This window comes from Candidatus Chlorohelix allophototropha (genome assembly GCF_030389965.1).
Classification (GTDB): Bacteria; Chloroflexota; Chloroflexia; order Chloroheliales; family Chloroheliaceae; genus Chlorohelix; species Chlorohelix allophototropha.
Window position 1 is genome coordinate 1 of sequence record NZ_CP128403.1, and the last position, 16266, is coordinate 16266.

Below are 16266 nucleotides of genomic sequence, written 5' to 3' on the forward strand. Positions count from 1 at the left end.
ATGACTATCATTGATATAGCAATTACTCCCGATGAATTCAATCAGGTAGATATTGAGTCAGTCATTAGTCAACTCAGTGAGCGAAACTGTGATTACTATTCTTCTCCTTTTTTTGCTAAATCCGAGGAAGCTAAATCAAATGGCTTGCTTATCGCCAGTGCGGTATTTAGGTTACTTGGAGCGCTCACTGATTTTCACCTTATGAGGTTGGATATACCTGAACAACCTTATGTAGCTAAATATGAAGGGCCAACTGGACGAACAGCAATGCCTGAAGATTTCACGGAAGAAGAGTTGGCATTATTAGCTCAAACTGCTAAGGATATTCAAGATGCCGATTTAAGAGCAAGAACCGCTGATGTTATTTGGCTTCGAAAGAAAGATTTTCGAATGGCTGGTTTGGCTGTTGAGTCCTATCTGGAATCGGGTACACTTCTTGAACACCCGGAAGACTGGTCACAAAGTGCTGATAGAATAGAACGAGCACTACAGTTAGCCTTAAAAATTAACTCAAAGCCTTTAGTTGATAAAGTTATTAGCCATATAGAAAATGTACTCGCAAAATATGACGGTCAAGACCCTTCTTTTTTAACCATTAAAATGTTTGAGCTACTAACTAAAAACAATAAAGCTGCTCCAGTTAAATATATCCCCCTTGTTGAGAGGTATGCTAAGGAAAATGAAAATCAAAAAGATTGGAGACGTGCCAGACATTTTTGGGATATTTTAGAACAGCTCTATCGGAAAGAGAAAAATTCTGAAAAAGCAAAAGAGGCATCGATTAATTCTGCCGAAACTCATTTTAATGAGGGCTTGGAATCTTTAAATATTGTCCCTTCTGAGGCTGACTCTTCCGAAAGAAATTATCCCGTTGCTATTTTTCATTTGCAACAAGCTTATGAGGCATATACAAAAATTCCAAATGCCAAATCGCGACAGGATGAAATCCACAAGAAAATCCTTGAATATCAAGAAAAATCAGTTGAAGGGCTACCTCGTATCTCGACAGATCCCATTGATATCATAGATTTCGTTGAAAATGCCCAAAACTTTGTGCGGGGTAAACCTTTATTTGAAGCTTTATTAGCACTCGCAACAGCATCCAAGAGTGAATCAAAAATTGCTTTAAGGCAACAGGTCCTAGATTTATCCGAACAAGCGCCACTGCTTCATATAATTACAACCACAATAATAAACGAAAAAGGTAAAACAGTCTCTAAAGCGCCTGGAATACTATCAAATGACCCCGAAGAGGTTGATGCTGCAATTACAGCAAATATGTATCGAAATTCTATATACAACCGCTCTCTTAAGGTTGCCTCAACAATTGATCCAATGCGTTATCAAATTGATTTAGAGCACAATGTGCGCATACAAGATTTTTATCCGATTGTTTTCAATAATCCCTTGATTCCGCCTGGCAGAGAACAACTATACGCTAAAGGCTTATATGAAGGGCTGATTGGAGACTTCCTCACTGCCGCTCATATATTAATTCCCCAATTGGAAAACTCCATTCGGTATTTGCTATACCGGACTGGAAAAATTACCTCCACCTTTGAAAATGAAGGTATTCAAAATGAATACGACATCAATAAAACCTTGAGGATGTCAGAGCTTACAGAAATACTTGGAGAGGATGTAGTTTTTGAATTAAGGGGTTTATTAACAGAACATGCAGGTTCAAATTTAAGAAATCTATTTGCGCATGGGCTGCTGGACTACGAAAGGTTTTTTAACACAGAAGTAGAATATGTTTGGTGGCTTACGTTACGCTTACTTTTTATTCCCATTATTCACAAATTGCAAGAGGTACAGAATGCCACCGAAGAACAACAAGCAGAATAACCCCACCCCCGTTGATGCACTCAAGCACAAGGATACGCGGGTGAATATACCCACTAACGAGTTGCAGGAGTTTGTGGCAGAGGAAGAGCAGAAGCCGAAGACGCTGCTCTACCCTCGCGACCCTTCGCTTGACCCGCAGTTGGTGTGGAAGGGCAAGGATGAGCAGGATGCCGCCGCGCTCGAAGTGCCTGCCGTACCAATCTACATTCAGGAGAAGATTCACCCGCAGGCTATAATCGAGGATTTGAGAGCGGAAGCGCGTAAGGAAACGCCTCAGCAGTTATCGCTATTCTCCGACTTCAACGGGATAGAAAACTTCGAGGATTTGGTGGATTTCTACCAGCATGAGCAGCACTGGTCTAACCGGATGATTTTGGGCGACTCGCTGTTGGTGATGGCTTCGCTGGCGGAGAAAGAGGGACTGAAGGGCAAGGTGCAGATGATTTACCTTGACCCACCCTATGGCATTAAATTTGGTTCAAATTGGCAGACGAGTACCCGCAAGCGTGATGTAAAAGACGGTAAAGCGGAAGATTTAACCCGCCAACCTGAGCAAATTAAAGCCTTCCGCGACACATGGAAGTTGGGTATCCATAGCTACCTTGCCTATCTGCGTGACCGTCTGATGGTAGCACAAGAGTTGCTAACCGAAAGTGGCAGCATCTTTGTACAAATCGGTGGTGAGAATGTACATCTGGTGCGTAATTTATTAGATGAAGTTTTTGGAAGCGAGAATTTTGTTTCCTTCATAAGTTTCCAAAAAACAGGTGGTGTACAAAGTAACTTCTTGCCTTCTTCTGTAGATTATTTGCTTTGGTATGCCAAAGAAAAAATCCAGGCAAGGTCAAAGTTTAGACAAATATATCAGACTAGAAACCAGGGCGAAACATCGCTTGAAAGATATGACCAAGTAGAAGAAGCAAATGGACTACAGCGGAATTTGACAGTTGAAGAAAGAAAAAATGGGCTATTGCAACAAGGCGCAAAAAGATATCAACTAGCTCCAATATATTCCGAAGGTGAATCATCTGATACAAAAGAATTTAAATTCCATGGTAAGGGGTATAAACTTAGACCAGGGACACATTGGAAAACAACAAGTGACGGGTTGCAAAAACTTTCCTTTTCTGGAAGGTTAGAGGAAATGGGGTCAGTCATTCGCTATAAAAGATTTGTAGATGATTTTCCTGTTATTCCAATAACTGACCACTGGGAATCGATGCAAATAGGAACCGAAAGAGTTTACGTTGTTCAAACTTCTTTACTTGTAATCCAACGTTGCCTACTAATGACTACCGACCCCGGCGACCTGATATTTGACCCCACTTGTGGCAGTGGTACAACCGCCTATGTCGCCGAGCAATGGGGGAGGCGTTGGATTACCTGCGATACCAGCCGGGTATCTCTCGCCCTTGCCCGCACCCGCCTCATGGCTGCCCGCTTCCCCTACTTTCTGCTCTCCGACTCTCCTGATGGAGTTAAAAAAGAAGCCGATGTTACCGGGCGTATCCCACCCGACTATCCCACCAGCGGCGACATTAGGAAGGGCTTCGTTTACAAGCGCGTACCTCACGTCACGCTGAAAGCCATTGCCAACAACCAAGAAATTGACACCATCCATGCCAAATATCAGGAAAGGCTTGAAGCGCTGCGCCAGCAACTCAATTCCCTGCTCCACCACAATTGGGAAGAGTGGCAGATACCACGCGAACCGGACAAAAGCTGGAATGAGCAAGCCTTGAAAGCGCACGAACAATGGTGGCAACTCCGCCGCCAGCGTCAGCAAGAGATTGACGCTTCTATTTCCCGCAACGCCGAGGTCGAACTGCTCTACGACCAGCCCTACGAGGATAACAAACGCATCCGAGTCAGCGGTCCCTTCACTGTCGAAAGCCTCTCCCCCCATCGCGTAATCAGCGCAGACGAAGAACGCCCCGCTACCGAGCAGGACGGTCAGAAGCAGCAGAGCGGGGGCGACTTCCTTAACATGGTACTGGACAACCTCAAAAAAGCCGGTGTCCAGAATACCGTCAAAACCGAGCGTCTCAAATTCGACTTACTTGAACCCTTCGCCGGAGAGTGGCTGCACCTCCACGGGGAATACACCGAACCGGATGGCTCTACCCACCGTGTCGCCGTCTCCATCGGCTCTCAACATGGCACAGTCGGGTCGGAGCAAATCAAAGGGGCAGCCCGCGAAGCTCTCAAAGGCGCAGGCTTCGACCTGCTACTGGTATGCGGCTTTGCTTTCGACCCTTACGCCAGCGAAACAGTCCGCGAATTCAGCCCCTCCCCAGAGGCTACGGGTAAAAACTTCGCCATTGCCGAAGAGCGCAAACAATACGGCAAACTCCCGGTGCTGCTGGTGCGAATGAACCCCGACCTGCTGATCGGAGAAGACCTACTCAAGAAAACGGGCGCGGGCAATCTATTTATGGTCTTTGGCGAGCCTGACATCAAAATCGACAAAGATGCTGAAGGGAAACTGGTAGTCACCCTTCAAGGGTTGGACATCTACAACCCCACCACCGGCGAAATAAGCCCCTATTCCACCGACAAAATCGCTTGCTGGTTCATTGATACCGCCTATAACGAAGAAAGCTTCTTTGTGCGCCACGCCTACTTCACCGGAGCCGACCAACCCTACGAAAAGCTGAAACGCGCGCTCAAAGCAGAGGTGGACGAAGCCGCATGGTCATCGCTCTACTCCACCACCAGTCGCCCGTTCGAGCGCCCTGCCAGCGGCAAAATCGCGGTAAAAGTCATCAATCACTACGGGGACGAGGTGCTGAAGGTTTATCGGGTGTAAGTACACCACAAGAAGGGGGGAAATATGGTAGCACATTGGAAGATTGGACAGGGTTTTGCTATTCGATACGGTGGACGTGGCAATATCCAGTGGTTTAAAGGCAAAGAATTCGATCAACTTGCGCGTGGCTTTCATCAAGGAGTAAGCCCTCTTTCTCCGTTTGGACTTGCGCTCGAAGCAGCTAACAGTGCAGTTGGTTTCCTCCAGTGGTGGGAATCACGCAAGTCTAGGCTGCTTCAGGAAGCACAGTATGAAGAGAGAAGAATTGGCTGGTTAGCCGATATTCTGGAAGTATGGTATCAGGAACTGGATAATGGCGAAATGCGCCGAGATACTATTCATTATCTGGATAGGGAAGTTTCCAAACTGGTAGAAAAACTGGAGCAGAATAAGTTAACAGATGTACCTTCTTCCTTTCTACTCCAAGTAGAACGAACTACTGAGTCTCTTATGCAAATGAATATGAGAATGGATAAAATTCTCAGAGAGTCCGCACCAAATTTTGTGCTACCCGATGTTGATCTACCGCAACGCTATGAGTATAAACCCTACTTTGAGGTTCTTGAAAACGAAGAAATATTCAAGAAGTATATAGAGGTAGCCAATAAAATAATTGAGGCAACTTCATTTGTCTTTTTGGGACTACAGTTTGCTTCAAAAGCTTTCAGATTAAGCCCCATGGGAATGGTTTTAACCGGAGTTCTATGGACAGCCCCGAAGTTATGGGAACTAGTCAAGAAATTCAACGATGATAAAAAGAACCAGCGAATCCAGGATTTTATAGCTCTAATTAACTTAATGGTAGAAGTACGAAGTGCAGATGCTTTATTAAGCCTTTTCGTGAAATTACCACCCGTCACTAGGGTTTACACACTTGAGGAAATGCTGAACAACGGGGAAGGCAGATTATTACCTGCCGAAGACAGCCTCCTTTTATTGGCAGAACCCGAAGCTGAAAATAATTCCTAGAACTCTGAATTTGGCAATAGAAGCTGTGTGAGCGTCCAACCAAAGAGGGCGCGAAGCCCATCGGGAAACTGAACGCTTGTTTACAGGTTGTTAAGAGATTCAGAAACTAGAATCATGGTGAAGTAGTTGCAGAAATAGTACATTCGTTTATAGCTTTATCCCTTGACATTTTCGCACATACCGAGTCAAGTTGGACAGCTATAGAGGTACCAAAGAGTGCTGATTTAAGAGTAGTACATAGAGGAAAACACTATGGTTATAATAAAACTAATTCGGTGGCTGGTATTTTGTTTCGTTTATCTACCTTTGGGTATAATCTTTAAATTTCGTGTGTCAGGCTCAAAAAAAAGGGAACGCCATGAGATTATTGAATACACCGTATATCGGGTTCTAAAGCTAATTCGTTGGCTGACAATTTGTTCTGTATATATTTTATTGTTTTCTCCTATTTTTTACTTTCTTTCTAAAATCCTATCCCAAGAACAAGCTCAGATCGTAAGTGCAGGAATTTTTTTTATCGGAATTCTAGTTATCGCGTTAATTGCTTTAGTTTCCCCATCTTTCTGGATCTTCTTAAATGGGAAACCGAAACCTAAAACTCTGATACAAGAAATGCCTAGCTATTACGTATCTTTTGAACAAGAGCTTTACCAAATATATTCAAATCGTGATGATAATAAGTTAATTAGCACGTTAAAAACTAGGTTGCCATCTTGGGAGTTGAGCAACTCCATTATTGTTACTACTAAGGAACTTCTGCAATTACGCCAGAATGTATTAAATGCCTGTACTAAAATCAGCGAGGGATATTTCAACGATTTATTGAACCGCTTAAATAGTGCATCACAAATGATATGGATTTATGCAGATCGCATTGCGACCTTCAGGAACGATAAAACAAGTATGAAAGATCCAGGTGGTAAGTCATTTTTAAAACCAGCTAATGAATCAGAAAAGTTTTGGGCAAATCAGAATCTGCGTATGCTTAATTTGCGGATTGTTTTACGTAATACACGTCTGTTGTTAGCTGAAACACTTATGTCCAATATTTATCTTACCAATGGTATGGAGCGAGTACAGATAAGCTTAGAATCCCTTAATCAGGCTACCAAGGAGTTAAATACGGAATGGCACTTGGGGTAGCGGGCACAGTGGAACAATTTTGTACGGTTTGCGTTTTTTTCTGGCTAAACTTGTTATTAGTAGTTAAAAACCGCCAATTTGGGAGTATATTTTCGCGTTATTGGTAGCACAGCATAGTAACAAGTGCCAATAATGTCAGTTATTGGTAGTTCGCCCTATTTCAAAAAAGAAATAGAAGAACATGATTTTTAGATTATAGGTTCAATATCGAAAGCGCACAAAAATGTTCCACTGTGCCCGCTACCCCATTATGCAAGAGGGTGGCTTCGATGTGATTATTGGCAATCCGCCATACCTTGAAATGAGAGAAATAGATTACCAACCGCGTAACTTTAAAAGTGTCGAAAGTGGTGCAGTACACGTATTATGTATTGAGCGTGGCTTAAACCTTTTAAAAGCTACGGGAGGTTTAAGTATGATTGTTCCACTTGCCTTAGTATCTACTCAAAGAATGCAAACTATACAGAATCTTTTGGAGAACAAACGAACAGTATTTTATTCTAATTATTCTTGGAGACCAGGAAAGTTATTTGATACTGTAAATCGCGCACTTACCATATTTATTGCACACTTCACAAAAGAGTCCAAAACTTTTTCGACTAAATATGAAAAATGGATTTCAGAGACTAGGAACGGTCTTATTGAACGTATTAGTTATGTAGAAGTGCCTCATCAACGACAGTTATTTTGGGTTCCAAAACTAGGGAGCAATATTGAGCAATCAATTTTGAACAAAGTAACTAAGCAAAAATCAACCATTGCTCACTTCAACACTAAAAGTGATTACAAAGTATTTTATAGAACGACTGGTGGTTTATATTGGAAAGTTTTTACTGACTTTCCCCCTGCTTTCAATGTTGAAGGTAAATCTGGGCATTCTTCGCGGGAAACTTGGTTTTCTCTAAGCAAAAAAGAAATGGTTAAACCTGTTATTGCTATTTTAAGTAGTGATATATTCTGGTGGTGGTACACAATTACTACAAACCTACGTGACTTGAACCCATCTGATATCCAAAAATTTCCTATACCAGAAGATGTTTTAAATGATACAACTTTAGCTAGAGTTGCCGAGACATATCTTAAAGATTTACAACAAAACAGTACGATGTTAATGCGTATTCAGAAGCAAACTGGACTTACTGAAACACAATCATTCAAAATACAAAAATCCAAACCCATAATAAACGAAATAGACCGGATTCTGGCGCAGCACTATGGCTTTACAGCCGAAGAACTGGACTTCATCATCAACTACGACATCAAATACCGCATGGGCAAGAGCAGCGAGGAAGAAGGGGAAGAATGAAAGCAGAAGACCAAGATTTGATTGAACGGTTTGAAATCGCTTACAACAACATTGATAAACAACTTCGTGAAAAACTGGAAGACCAAATAGACGCAACTTTTTCCGTGCTTGTCTGGGAATATGCCCAAAAGTTTCCCTTTTGGAAATATCAAGCTACTCTACAACAATATGGCAAGTTAAGAAATTCTCTGGTTCACCAACATTACAAAAAGCACGAGTATCTAGCCGTTCCTCTTCTTGAAACTGTGCTTAATATTGAATTTATCCTAGCCACCTTAGAAAACCCACCACTTGTTTATCCCGATTATCAAGCTGAAGTAATGAGATTGAGTATCAACGATAACTTAAAGCGAATTTTTGATTTAATAGCAAACCTTAACTACAGCCAATTTCCGATTTACGATGACTCAGATTTCATTGGCTTATTGACCGAAAACGGTCTGTCCAGAGGGTTAGCCCAGTTTCGGCAAGACGACACTATTCAGTTCAGTGATATTAGTATCCGGGATTTGTTGAGTAAGGAAGAAACTACTAATAATTACGGCTTTATTTCTCGGAGAACTCTATTTGCCGAAGCTGCCCGACTCTTCAGAGAGAATACCAAATTGGAAGCATTGTTCATTACCGAAACTGGTCGAAAAACCGAAGGGCTATTAGGTATCATAACTCGGTGGGACATAGTTAACCCAAAGCGCCCTGCATAGGGCAGCCACACTGAGAAGTAAGCTCAAGAAGGTTGTGGCTAACGTCAAAATAAAAGGAACTATATGGAACTAGGATTTCTCGGTCTGGGCAGGATGGGCTTCAATATGTCTCGGCGGTTGCTTCTGGGCGGTCATTCTGTAGTAGCGCATGATTCCGAGGCACTCAGGACTCAGGAAATAATGGAGCAGGGGGCTATCGGCGCTAGTTCCCATCAGGATATGGTGAGCAAGCTCAAACAATCCCCAAAGTGTGTCTGGTTGATGGTGCCAAGCGGTCAAGTGACCGAAAACCTTGTAAATAAAGTTGCGAATTTGCTCAGCCCTGGCGATATTATAATTGACGGTGGCAACTCTAATTATCACGATACAATCCGCCGTCATACTATACTAAAAGAAAAAGGACTTCATTTTGTAGATGCTGGCACCAGCGGCGGTATCTGGGGCTTGCAGAACGGTTACGCTCTGATGGTCGGAGGTGACCCAGAACCGGTGAAGTTTTTAGAGCCAATCTTTAAGACCCTTGCGCCTGAAAACGGCTATCTACACTGCGGAGCAAGCGGGGCAGGACATTTCGTTAAAATGATTCACAACGGCATAGAATATGGAATGCTGGCGGCTTACGGGGAGGGTTATGAAATCTTAGAAAAGAGCCGATATCAGCTTGATTTGCTGGCAATCAGCAAGATGTGGCAGAACGGCAGCGTTGTGCGCAGTTGGTTGCTCGATTTGGCAGTGTTGGCTTTTGAACAGGAGGGCAACAAGCTTGACGGTATCAAAGGTTATATCCAGGATAGTGGAGAAGGTCGTTGGACAGTACAGGAGGCGCTTGAGCAATCCACCCCTGCGCCGGTTCTTACCCTAGCCTTGCTACAGCGCTTTAGCAGTCGTCAGCCTGAAAGCTTTAGCGCAAAAGTGGTGGCGGGGCTTCGTAACCAAGTTGAAGGAGATGTCATTTCATCAGGGACAAAACATAGCGACTCTTTTTGTCCAATCAATGTTCCTACACGGCAATAAGATGAAATTCGCACAAATCAGATTAAAGCATCAGAATGAATACTGAAAGCTATCAAATCACCGTCAACGATTTTGTGGTTGACGTGGTTCGCAAGAATATAAAGAATGTGCATCTGGCGGTTTATCCCCCCAATGGGCGGGTGCGAATCGCCGTTCCGCTGCGGGTTAATGACGAAGCCGTTCGCCTCTTTACCATCTCCAAAATCGGTTGGATAAAACGGCAGCAAGCCAAATTTAACCAGCAAGAACGCCAAGCCACCCGCGAATTTGTCTCCGGTGAAAGCCATTACTTTCAAGGAAACCGCTACCTACTCAACGTCATTTATCAGGAAGGCACACCCCACGTCAATTTCCAGAGCAAGACCCGTCTTGACCTGATAGTGCGCCCCGGCAGTAGCGCCGCTCAACGTGAGCAGGTACTCACTAACTGGTATCGTCAGCAACTCAAGGAAATGATACCCCCGCTCATCGCCAAGTGGGAAACCGAGATAAACGTTAAAGTGGCAGAATGGGGCGTGAAGCAGATGAAAACCAAGTGGGGCACTTGCAACATACAGGCGCGGCGCATCTGGCTGAATCTGGAGCTTATCAAAAAGCCGGCGCATTGTATTGAGTACGTGGTCGTACACGAAATGACCCACTTGCTGGAGCGCAAACACAATGAGCGGTTTAGCAAGTACATGAGCGCGTTCCTCCCACAGTGGCGCTTGTACCGCGAAGAACTGAATCACTCCCCTTTGGGACATGAGGTCTGGGATTACTGAAGGTTGGCTAACGTTCTACTCTTTTGAGAAGGAATCTGACTTATGACCGTAACAGTTATGACGGTGGTAATATGCGCTCCTAAAGACCAACCCATACGAAATGAACTTCTCAAGTTTTTCTCACCCCTTATCCGACAAGGTGATATTACAGTTTGGCCCGAGCTTCAGCTATTCTCGGATATGGCCCAAGTAAAAAAGCTAATTTTAGAGAAGGCACACCAATCTGACCTGCTGGTTCTTATCGTTAGCCCGGAATTTCTGGATGATGAGTTCTTTTACACTGAACTCATCAAAGGTCTGGTGGCTAGGGACACCTTGCGGATAATTCCTGTAATCCTCAAGGATTGCCTCTGGTGGGAAACACCACTTGAAAAGCTGAGCGTCTTGCCGAAAGAAGTCAATCAGAAAAAGGGCGAATTATTACCGGACTATCTGGGCAGAAGAACAAAACGGGAACGGGTCTTGTGTCAGGTCGGGCTTGACCTGCTGGAAGTAATCAAAGAGATGCGCGTCAGGAAAGCGACGCAACCACCATCCCTACCCACCGCCACCGTAACGGAAACCAGACATCTGGATACCGCCCTACCTTCCGAAGTAGAAATGGGTGAGCGGGTTCATATACTGGCGATGTTGCGTACCAAAAACTCTCAAGGTTTGCGGGAATACTTATCCGATATTGAAAAGCAAGAGGCTTTCGACCTTAAGCCTGAACAGGTAGTAACACCCGGAAAAATAGAAATAAAATACCCCAAGGACTTAGCAGGGCAGGTTTTACCCGTAGAATTACTGGTAAAAGTTAGCAGTATAGATTTTGAGCTTGAAAAGAGCGTGGAACGGGTAACACTAACTCTACAAAAGGATTCTATACCCTGTATCTTCCCAATGAAACCGCTAAAGCTTGGAACTCTTGAAGTTAAACTGAAAGTGAGTAGTCTTGATGAAGCGCTATTCTTTGAAACAACCCTTACAACCGAGTGCGTTGCTAAGGCAGCAAGCACCAGCTATACAATAAAAGCTGTAACTAAAAGGAATACCCGCCCAGATATAGTCTTACAAGCTCGCCCAGGCAAACTCGCCCAATATGTAGCCAACCGGGAAGCCGGGCAACTAGACCTTATTCAGAAACTAGACCGGGCATATAACCTTGCAAGCGAACTAGACCTCCAATTAGCTCACGCCCACAACTTTGACGTAACCCGCGAGGTAAGCCTTGCACGTAAATTCGCGAGCCAACTAGCCTATGAACTCAACCACCTCCGTGAACTAAACTACGCAGAACTATTCGGACGCGGTGGCATCTCTACATTTTTCACTCGCGCTTCCGACCGTGCCAGCACCCGCGCCAGCCTACTCAATAGCATCCGTGAACTCGCCAGCCAACTTGACCCTACCATAACAAGTGAACTCATTATAGCGCGTGAACTCGCCAACCAACTTGTCAGCAGTATCGACGGTCTACCCTTTCAAAACACACCTGAGTCTGTTATAACCGCTGAGAGCAAACGCTTTTTAATCATAGCGGTGGCTATATTCATAGTTTTTCTAATAATCGCACTCTCCGTAAACTATTTAGGCGCTAGGGATGCTATGCCCACCAGCATACCGTATGGCACACCAAACTTTACAGTTCAGCTTTCGCCAAGCCCAGCAAGCTCGTTAACGCCAGCATACTTGCCGTAATAGAACTACTATTTCGGCTGAATCGGAAAATTGTCAGAAAAGGTATGTTAAAAATGGAATGGGATAAAATACCGCTGCGCTTTCAGCGTCTTATGCATATTGCTAGGGAATATGATAGGACATATTTCGAGAAAAACCCGGAGGCTGAAAGTTATATACGCCCATATCTGCCCGGCGAAAACTACCCGATGGATTCACTCAGCCGAGCAAACGGGGAGGAAGTCGAGCCTTGCGACTTTTTAATAGTCTATCGAGACAATACTAGAGAAGCGCTAGACCGTAAAAAAAAGCCGGAAGATTTTTAATTTTTTACGAGTGATTTCAGATTCGGGTAGGAAGACGAGTCGGACAGTCGCTACGGAGAATTGGCGATGAACCTCTTTCGCCCTAAATCTTTTAAGTACCACACAAAGGAAGGTTAGGATGAACGCCAAAAAACTATCTAGTATTGTTGTAGTTGTATTTGTGCTTGCGACCGCTTTCTTGACCAGAATTCCCGATATTGGACCAATTCTCGCGAAACTGGCAGGCTTGATTGGCATCATAGTCGCCCTGTTAGCAATCTGGTACCGTAACGCTATGGTAAAACAGATAAAACAGGATTATAAGGAAGAAATTGAAATGAAGCAGGAACTTCAGAAAATTATACAGGAACAGCAAGCCCAGACTACTACGTCCACTCCCGCATCAGCGGCTACACCAAAGCCACAAGTTCGCCCGACCCGAACTACCAGCCGTTCTAATCTGCGCTCTAAGTTACCTTAGAGCCTACGCCACTGCGGCTAAAAGACGATTTGAATTCAACGGTAAGTTAAGACAAGGCTTACCGACTCTTTTTGTCCAAGCAGTGTTCCTACCAGAAAGGCTGCGAGGAAGAGGATTAGGGCGCTAGCCGACGCAACTACTTTTTTCTGGCTCTCGGTTTTGGTTCCGGCTTTTCTTCAAAAATCACTTTGTGATAGATTGTTTCCAGAGATAGTTCTAAATCCAGCGCGGCAATTTCTATACTGCCTTTAAGGTCCTGCTTGAGTTCTAGTAACCATTTCTCGGCATCAAGCCGATGGTAATACTGGATATAAGGGCTGTACTGGTCAACCAGTAGATAATCTTGCAAACTAGACAGGCTCTTGTATAACCTGAATTTACCTTGCTGGTCATATTTCATTGTAGTGGACGAGAGAACTTCAACCACTACGAGGGGATTGGTAATGGTATCATTTCTACCGGGCATAAATAAAGGCTGACCGCAAATAACCGTCACATCGGCGTAGGTATATTTTTTAAGCTCCTCGATTTGCAGCCTCATATCACTGCCAAAAACAAAACAGGGCTTTTCCGCCACCGCCCGGCTGAGGGCTGCCAGAATATTTGAGGCAATCAAATTATGATTAAAGGAGCCGCCCGCCATTGCAAATATAACGCCGTCATAATATTCACTTTTATAATCTGCGGTCTCCTCCATCGCCAAGTATTCTGCTGGGCTGAAGAAGCGTTTAGATAAAGCGTTGGTCATTTCTCCGACCTTTCTCTTTGCGATATAATTATAGCATCAAAAAAGCGAAGTTCTCTCAGGTCGTAACCCAGAGGCGGGAGCATGTTTCACCCCTTCTACCAAGTAGAAGAATAGCTCTGGTAGGAGTAACGCTCTAAGTTAAGCTTGGTTTTTGCTAAAGAAATTGAGCTAAGTCTGGGCAGTCTGTACGAGGGCATTGCCTTTGAAGAAGATGAATGACCATTGAGGAGGCAGCACTATGGCAAGACCACCCATCCATCCGGGCGAGATACTGGCAGATGAACTGAAGGAATTGGGCATTAGCGCGGCTGAGCTTGCCCGTTCTTTGCAAGTCAACCGCATCACCCAAATTTAAGCGGTAGGCGTTCTATCACAGCGGATACCGCCTTGAGATTAGCCCGGTGGTTTGGTACCAGCGCCGAATTCTGGATAAATTTACAGAAGAATTACGAACTCCGCCTTGCCGAGCAAGCAGAAGGGCTGGAAATTGAACGCACTATTATCCCACGACAGCAAACTTCCACGTTGGAGCATACCGTGAGTAACTCGAACTAGCGTAGGACTTACGATTATTTAAAAGATTCGTACAATTTGAAAGGCTTATAGCAAATGGACAAAGAACTTTGTGTGGTTATCGGGGCAGGCGCTGGTGTCAGCCAGGGTGTCGCCAAGCGTTTCGGAAAAGAAGGCTTCCGCATAGCCCTTATCGCTCGCCGTGCTGAGTCTGTCGCGGAGTCAGTTTCAGAACTTGAGAATTTAGGGGTAAAAGCCTTTGGTTTTGTCGCAGATGCCTCCGACTTTAACGCTTTAAAGCAGACCCTAGAGCTTATAAGGCAAAGTCTGGGTGAGACAACCGTGCTGGTCTACAATGCCGCTGCAATGAAACCGGGAATTCCTTCCGAGATACCGGTGGAAAGCCTAGTAGAAGATTTCAAAACTAACGTGGCGGGAGCATTGGTAGCTGCACAGGCGGTAATTCCAAGCATGAGGGCGAAGGGGAAGGGTACAATCCTTTTCACAGGGGGTGGGCTGGCGCTAAGTCCAAACCATCAGGTTGCCTCCCTGTCAGTGGGCAAGGCCGCCCTCAGAAACCTTGCTTACTCTCTGGGAGCTGAACTTGAAGTGGAAGGAATCCAAGTAGCTACTGTAACCATTGCTGGTTATGTTAAACCTGGAACTCACTTTGACCCTGACCTGATAGCGGAAACATATTGGCAGTTACACACTCAGAAACTAGGTGAGAGGCAAAGAGAAATTGTCTATAAGTGAGTAGTTACAAGGCTTTCCGCACACATTGGAGAAATTTCGGGCGGTAAGAAAAAGCTGAAAAGGATGTGAACAGCACCTTTCAAAGCCTGAGCAGCGTTGTTCAGGCTTTTTTTGTTACCGCGATATTTTTGTATTACTCACGGAATTAGTGACTACACTACATAGAATTTAGAACAAACGATTACTTTGCACTTCCTCGTAGAGCTGCTCAGGTTGGGCCATATTGCTTAAAATTCTTGGCTCTACAAAGCCATAAAACTTGGATATAGAGGGGGGTGCTGAGTTAATTTAAAATTGGGCTTATATGTGGGGCAACGAACAGACCATCCTATTTAATTACTATATGCTCAGAGAACATTGGAGGCATATATGAGGTTGCAGTTCAAGTTTTTGCGGAATGAACAGGTAAGGCAATAATGAATCAACCGAAGAAACCTACTAAATATGAAACCGCTGTTGGACTGGGTTTGGCACTTGGGTGCGGTGTGGGGCTTACCTTCGGAATTATCTTTAATAATATTGCGATGGGCATTGCTTTCGGAGCAGCATTGGGCCTGGTATTTGGAAGTGTGTTTGGAATACAAAAGGATGGCACGAAATGAACAATTCCACTGGAAACGACCAGAGTTATTTGAATGCCTATCAGGCGGCTGAAAAACGGGTGAAAGCAAAAATTGGGTTTAAGTGGCATCTTGCCAGTTATCTGGTAGTAAACTCTTTTCTTATTGTCGCTTACCTGTTGAGTTGTTGGGATGGCAGTAACTGGAACTGGTCTTATCCTTGGTTTGTCTGGACATTAGGTGGTTGGGGTATCGGTGTAATGTTCAATTTCTTGGCAGTATATATTTTCCCGGATAATCACGTTACCAACCAGAAAATGATTGGTCAGGAGTTGCAGCGCATGGGTGTAGCGTCTCCGACCTTAGCCCCAACTGCTACCTATTCTCCGAGCGGGCAACCGGTGGCAGCAGTACCACCAATACAAGATACTAACCTGTAATCGGCTAGGGTGATTACTCTCCATCGCTAACAATACATTCCAAAGCCTAAACCATTCTCTGGTTATAGGCTTTTTTTATGCCACGATATTTCTGTAGCTATACCCGGAATTAGTGATTACACTACATGAGAATTTAGAACAAACGATTACTTTGCCCATTATTACAGCTATGTTGGGTTTACTTCCTCGTAGCGCTGCTCAGGTTGGGCCAAGTTATGTGTGTTAACTAACAGACGCAGGTCATTAA

The 16266-nt window shown here is 44.3% G+C and carries 15 protein-coding genes and 1 pseudogene; 15 read left to right on the forward strand and 1 reads right to left on the reverse strand.

Annotation, left to right across the window (positions count from 1 at the left end; genetic code table 11):
• From OZ401_RS25450 to OZ401_RS25500, 11 genes are all read left to right on the forward strand, one after another.
• Window positions 1-1848, forward strand: a complete 1848-nt coding sequence (locus tag OZ401_RS25450) for a DUF4209 domain-containing protein (RefSeq protein ID WP_341472306.1) — start codon at window positions 1-3, stop codon at window positions 1846-1848.
• Window positions 1820-4657, forward strand: a complete 2838-nt coding sequence (locus OZ401_RS25455) for a site-specific DNA-methyltransferase (RefSeq protein WP_341472307.1) — start codon at window positions 1820-1822, stop codon at window positions 4655-4657. Before OZ401_RS25450 ends, OZ401_RS25455 begins: the two co-directional genes overlap by 29 nt.
• A 24-nt stretch (window positions 4658-4681) precedes the next feature.
• Window positions 4682-5626: a hypothetical protein gene (locus OZ401_RS25460; protein WP_341472308.1), complete on the forward strand. Its 945-nt coding sequence runs from the start codon at window positions 4682-4684 to the stop codon at window positions 5624-5626.
• A 252-nt stretch (window positions 5627-5878) separates the two neighbouring features.
• Window positions 5879-6769, forward strand: a complete 891-nt coding sequence (locus OZ401_RS25465) for a hypothetical protein (protein ID WP_341472309.1) — start codon at window positions 5879-5881, stop codon at window positions 6767-6769.
• 223 nt (window positions 6770-6992) lie between these two features.
• Window positions 6993-8075, forward strand: coding sequence for an Eco57I restriction-modification methylase domain-containing protein (locus tag OZ401_RS25470; protein ID WP_425607654.1), 1083 nt, complete (start codon window positions 6993-6995; stop codon window positions 8073-8075).
• Window positions 8072-8779: a CBS domain-containing protein gene (locus tag OZ401_RS25475; protein ID WP_341472311.1), complete on the forward strand. Its 708-nt coding sequence runs from the start codon at window positions 8072-8074 to the stop codon at window positions 8777-8779. Before OZ401_RS25470 ends, OZ401_RS25475 begins: the two co-directional genes overlap by 4 nt.
• 63 nt (window positions 8780-8842) lie before the next feature.
• On the forward strand, window positions 8843-9793 hold the full coding sequence (gene gnd / locus OZ401_RS25480; protein ID WP_341472312.1) for a phosphogluconate dehydrogenase (NAD(+)-dependent, decarboxylating): 951 nt from the start codon (window positions 8843-8845) through the stop codon (window positions 9791-9793).
• Window positions 9794-9828: 35 nt separating this feature from the next.
• Window positions 9829-10557 carry a M48 family metallopeptidase gene (locus OZ401_RS25485; RefSeq protein ID WP_341472313.1) on the forward strand — a complete coding sequence of 243 codons (729 nt, stop codon included), beginning with the start codon at window positions 9829-9831 and terminating at the stop codon, window positions 10555-10557.
• A 42-nt stretch (window positions 10558-10599) separates the two neighbouring features.
• Window positions 10600-12237 carry a hypothetical protein gene (locus OZ401_RS25490; RefSeq protein ID WP_341472314.1) on the forward strand — a complete coding sequence of 546 codons (1638 nt, stop codon included), beginning with the start codon at window positions 10600-10602 and terminating at the stop codon, window positions 12235-12237.
• 53 nt (window positions 12238-12290) lie between these two features.
• Entirely contained in the window at window positions 12291-12542 is a 252-nt protein-coding gene (locus OZ401_RS25495) for a hypothetical protein (RefSeq protein ID WP_341472315.1), read from the forward strand.
• 118 nt (window positions 12543-12660) lie between these two features.
• Window positions 12661-13002, forward strand: coding sequence for a hypothetical protein (locus tag OZ401_RS25500; RefSeq protein WP_341472316.1), 342 nt, complete (start codon window positions 12661-12663; stop codon window positions 13000-13002).
• A gap of 136 nt (window positions 13003-13138) precedes the next feature.
• On the opposite strand, the gene OZ401_RS25505 is transcribed toward OZ401_RS25500, so the two are convergent.
• Window positions 13139-13750, reverse strand: coding sequence for a Uma2 family endonuclease (locus OZ401_RS25505; RefSeq protein ID WP_341472317.1), 612 nt, complete (start codon window positions 13748-13750; stop codon window positions 13139-13141).
• A gap of 238 nt (window positions 13751-13988) precedes the next feature.
• Between OZ401_RS25505 and OZ401_RS25510 the strand changes: the two are divergent.
• From OZ401_RS25510 to OZ401_RS25525, 4 genes and pseudogenes are all read left to right on the forward strand, one after another.
• Window positions 13989-14305, forward strand: a pseudogene (locus OZ401_RS25510) (HigA family addiction module antitoxin).
• Window positions 14306-14359: 54 nt separating this feature from the next.
• Window positions 14360-15019, forward strand: a complete 660-nt coding sequence (locus OZ401_RS25515; protein WP_341472318.1) for an SDR family NAD(P)-dependent oxidoreductase — start codon at window positions 14360-14362, stop codon at window positions 15017-15019.
• 416 nt (window positions 15020-15435) lie between these two features.
• On the forward strand, window positions 15436-15621 hold the full coding sequence (locus tag OZ401_RS25520; protein WP_341472319.1) for a glycine zipper domain-containing protein: 186 nt from the start codon (window positions 15436-15438) through the stop codon (window positions 15619-15621).
• A complete protein-coding gene (locus OZ401_RS25525) occupies window positions 15618-16019 on the forward strand; it encodes a 2TM domain-containing protein (RefSeq protein WP_341472320.1) in 402 nt (133 codons plus the stop codon). Before OZ401_RS25520 ends, OZ401_RS25525 begins: the two co-directional genes overlap by 4 nt.
• Window positions 16020-16266 lie beyond the last annotated feature (247 nt).

Coding starts and splice junctions, on each gene's coding strand:
- OZ401_RS25450 (WP_341472306.1), top strand. CDS start 1: ATGACTATCATTGATATAGCAATTACTCCCGATGAATTCAATCAGGTA.
- OZ401_RS25455 (WP_341472307.1), top strand. CDS start 1,820: ATGCCACCGAAGAACAACAAGCAGAATAACCCCACCCCCGTTGATGCA.
- OZ401_RS25460 (WP_341472308.1), top strand. CDS start 4,682: ATGGTAGCACATTGGAAGATTGGACAGGGTTTTGCTATTCGATACGGT.
- OZ401_RS25465 (WP_341472309.1), top strand. CDS start 5,879: ATGGTTATAATAAAACTAATTCGGTGGCTGGTATTTTGTTTCGTTTAT.
- OZ401_RS25470 (WP_425607654.1), top strand. CDS start 6,993: ATGTTCCACTGTGCCCGCTACCCCATTATGCAAGAGGGTGGCTTCGAT.
- OZ401_RS25475 (WP_341472311.1), top strand. CDS start 8,072: ATGAAAGCAGAAGACCAAGATTTGATTGAACGGTTTGAAATCGCTTAC.
- gnd (WP_341472312.1), top strand. CDS start 8,843: ATGGAACTAGGATTTCTCGGTCTGGGCAGGATGGGCTTCAATATGTCT.
- OZ401_RS25485 (WP_341472313.1), top strand. CDS start 9,829: ATGAATACTGAAAGCTATCAAATCACCGTCAACGATTTTGTGGTTGAC.
- OZ401_RS25490 (WP_341472314.1), top strand. CDS start 10,600: ATGACCGTAACAGTTATGACGGTGGTAATATGCGCTCCTAAAGACCAA.
- OZ401_RS25495 (WP_341472315.1), top strand. CDS start 12,291: ATGGAATGGGATAAAATACCGCTGCGCTTTCAGCGTCTTATGCATATT.
- OZ401_RS25500 (WP_341472316.1), top strand. CDS start 12,661: ATGAACGCCAAAAAACTATCTAGTATTGTTGTAGTTGTATTTGTGCTT.
- OZ401_RS25505 (WP_341472317.1), bottom strand. CDS start 13,750: ATGACCAACGCTTTATCTAAACGCTTCTTCAGCCCAGCAGAATACTTG.
- OZ401_RS25515 (WP_341472318.1), top strand. CDS start 14,360: ATGGACAAAGAACTTTGTGTGGTTATCGGGGCAGGCGCTGGTGTCAGC.
- OZ401_RS25520 (WP_341472319.1), top strand. CDS start 15,436: ATGAATCAACCGAAGAAACCTACTAAATATGAAACCGCTGTTGGACTG.
- OZ401_RS25525 (WP_341472320.1), top strand. CDS start 15,618: ATGAACAATTCCACTGGAAACGACCAGAGTTATTTGAATGCCTATCAG.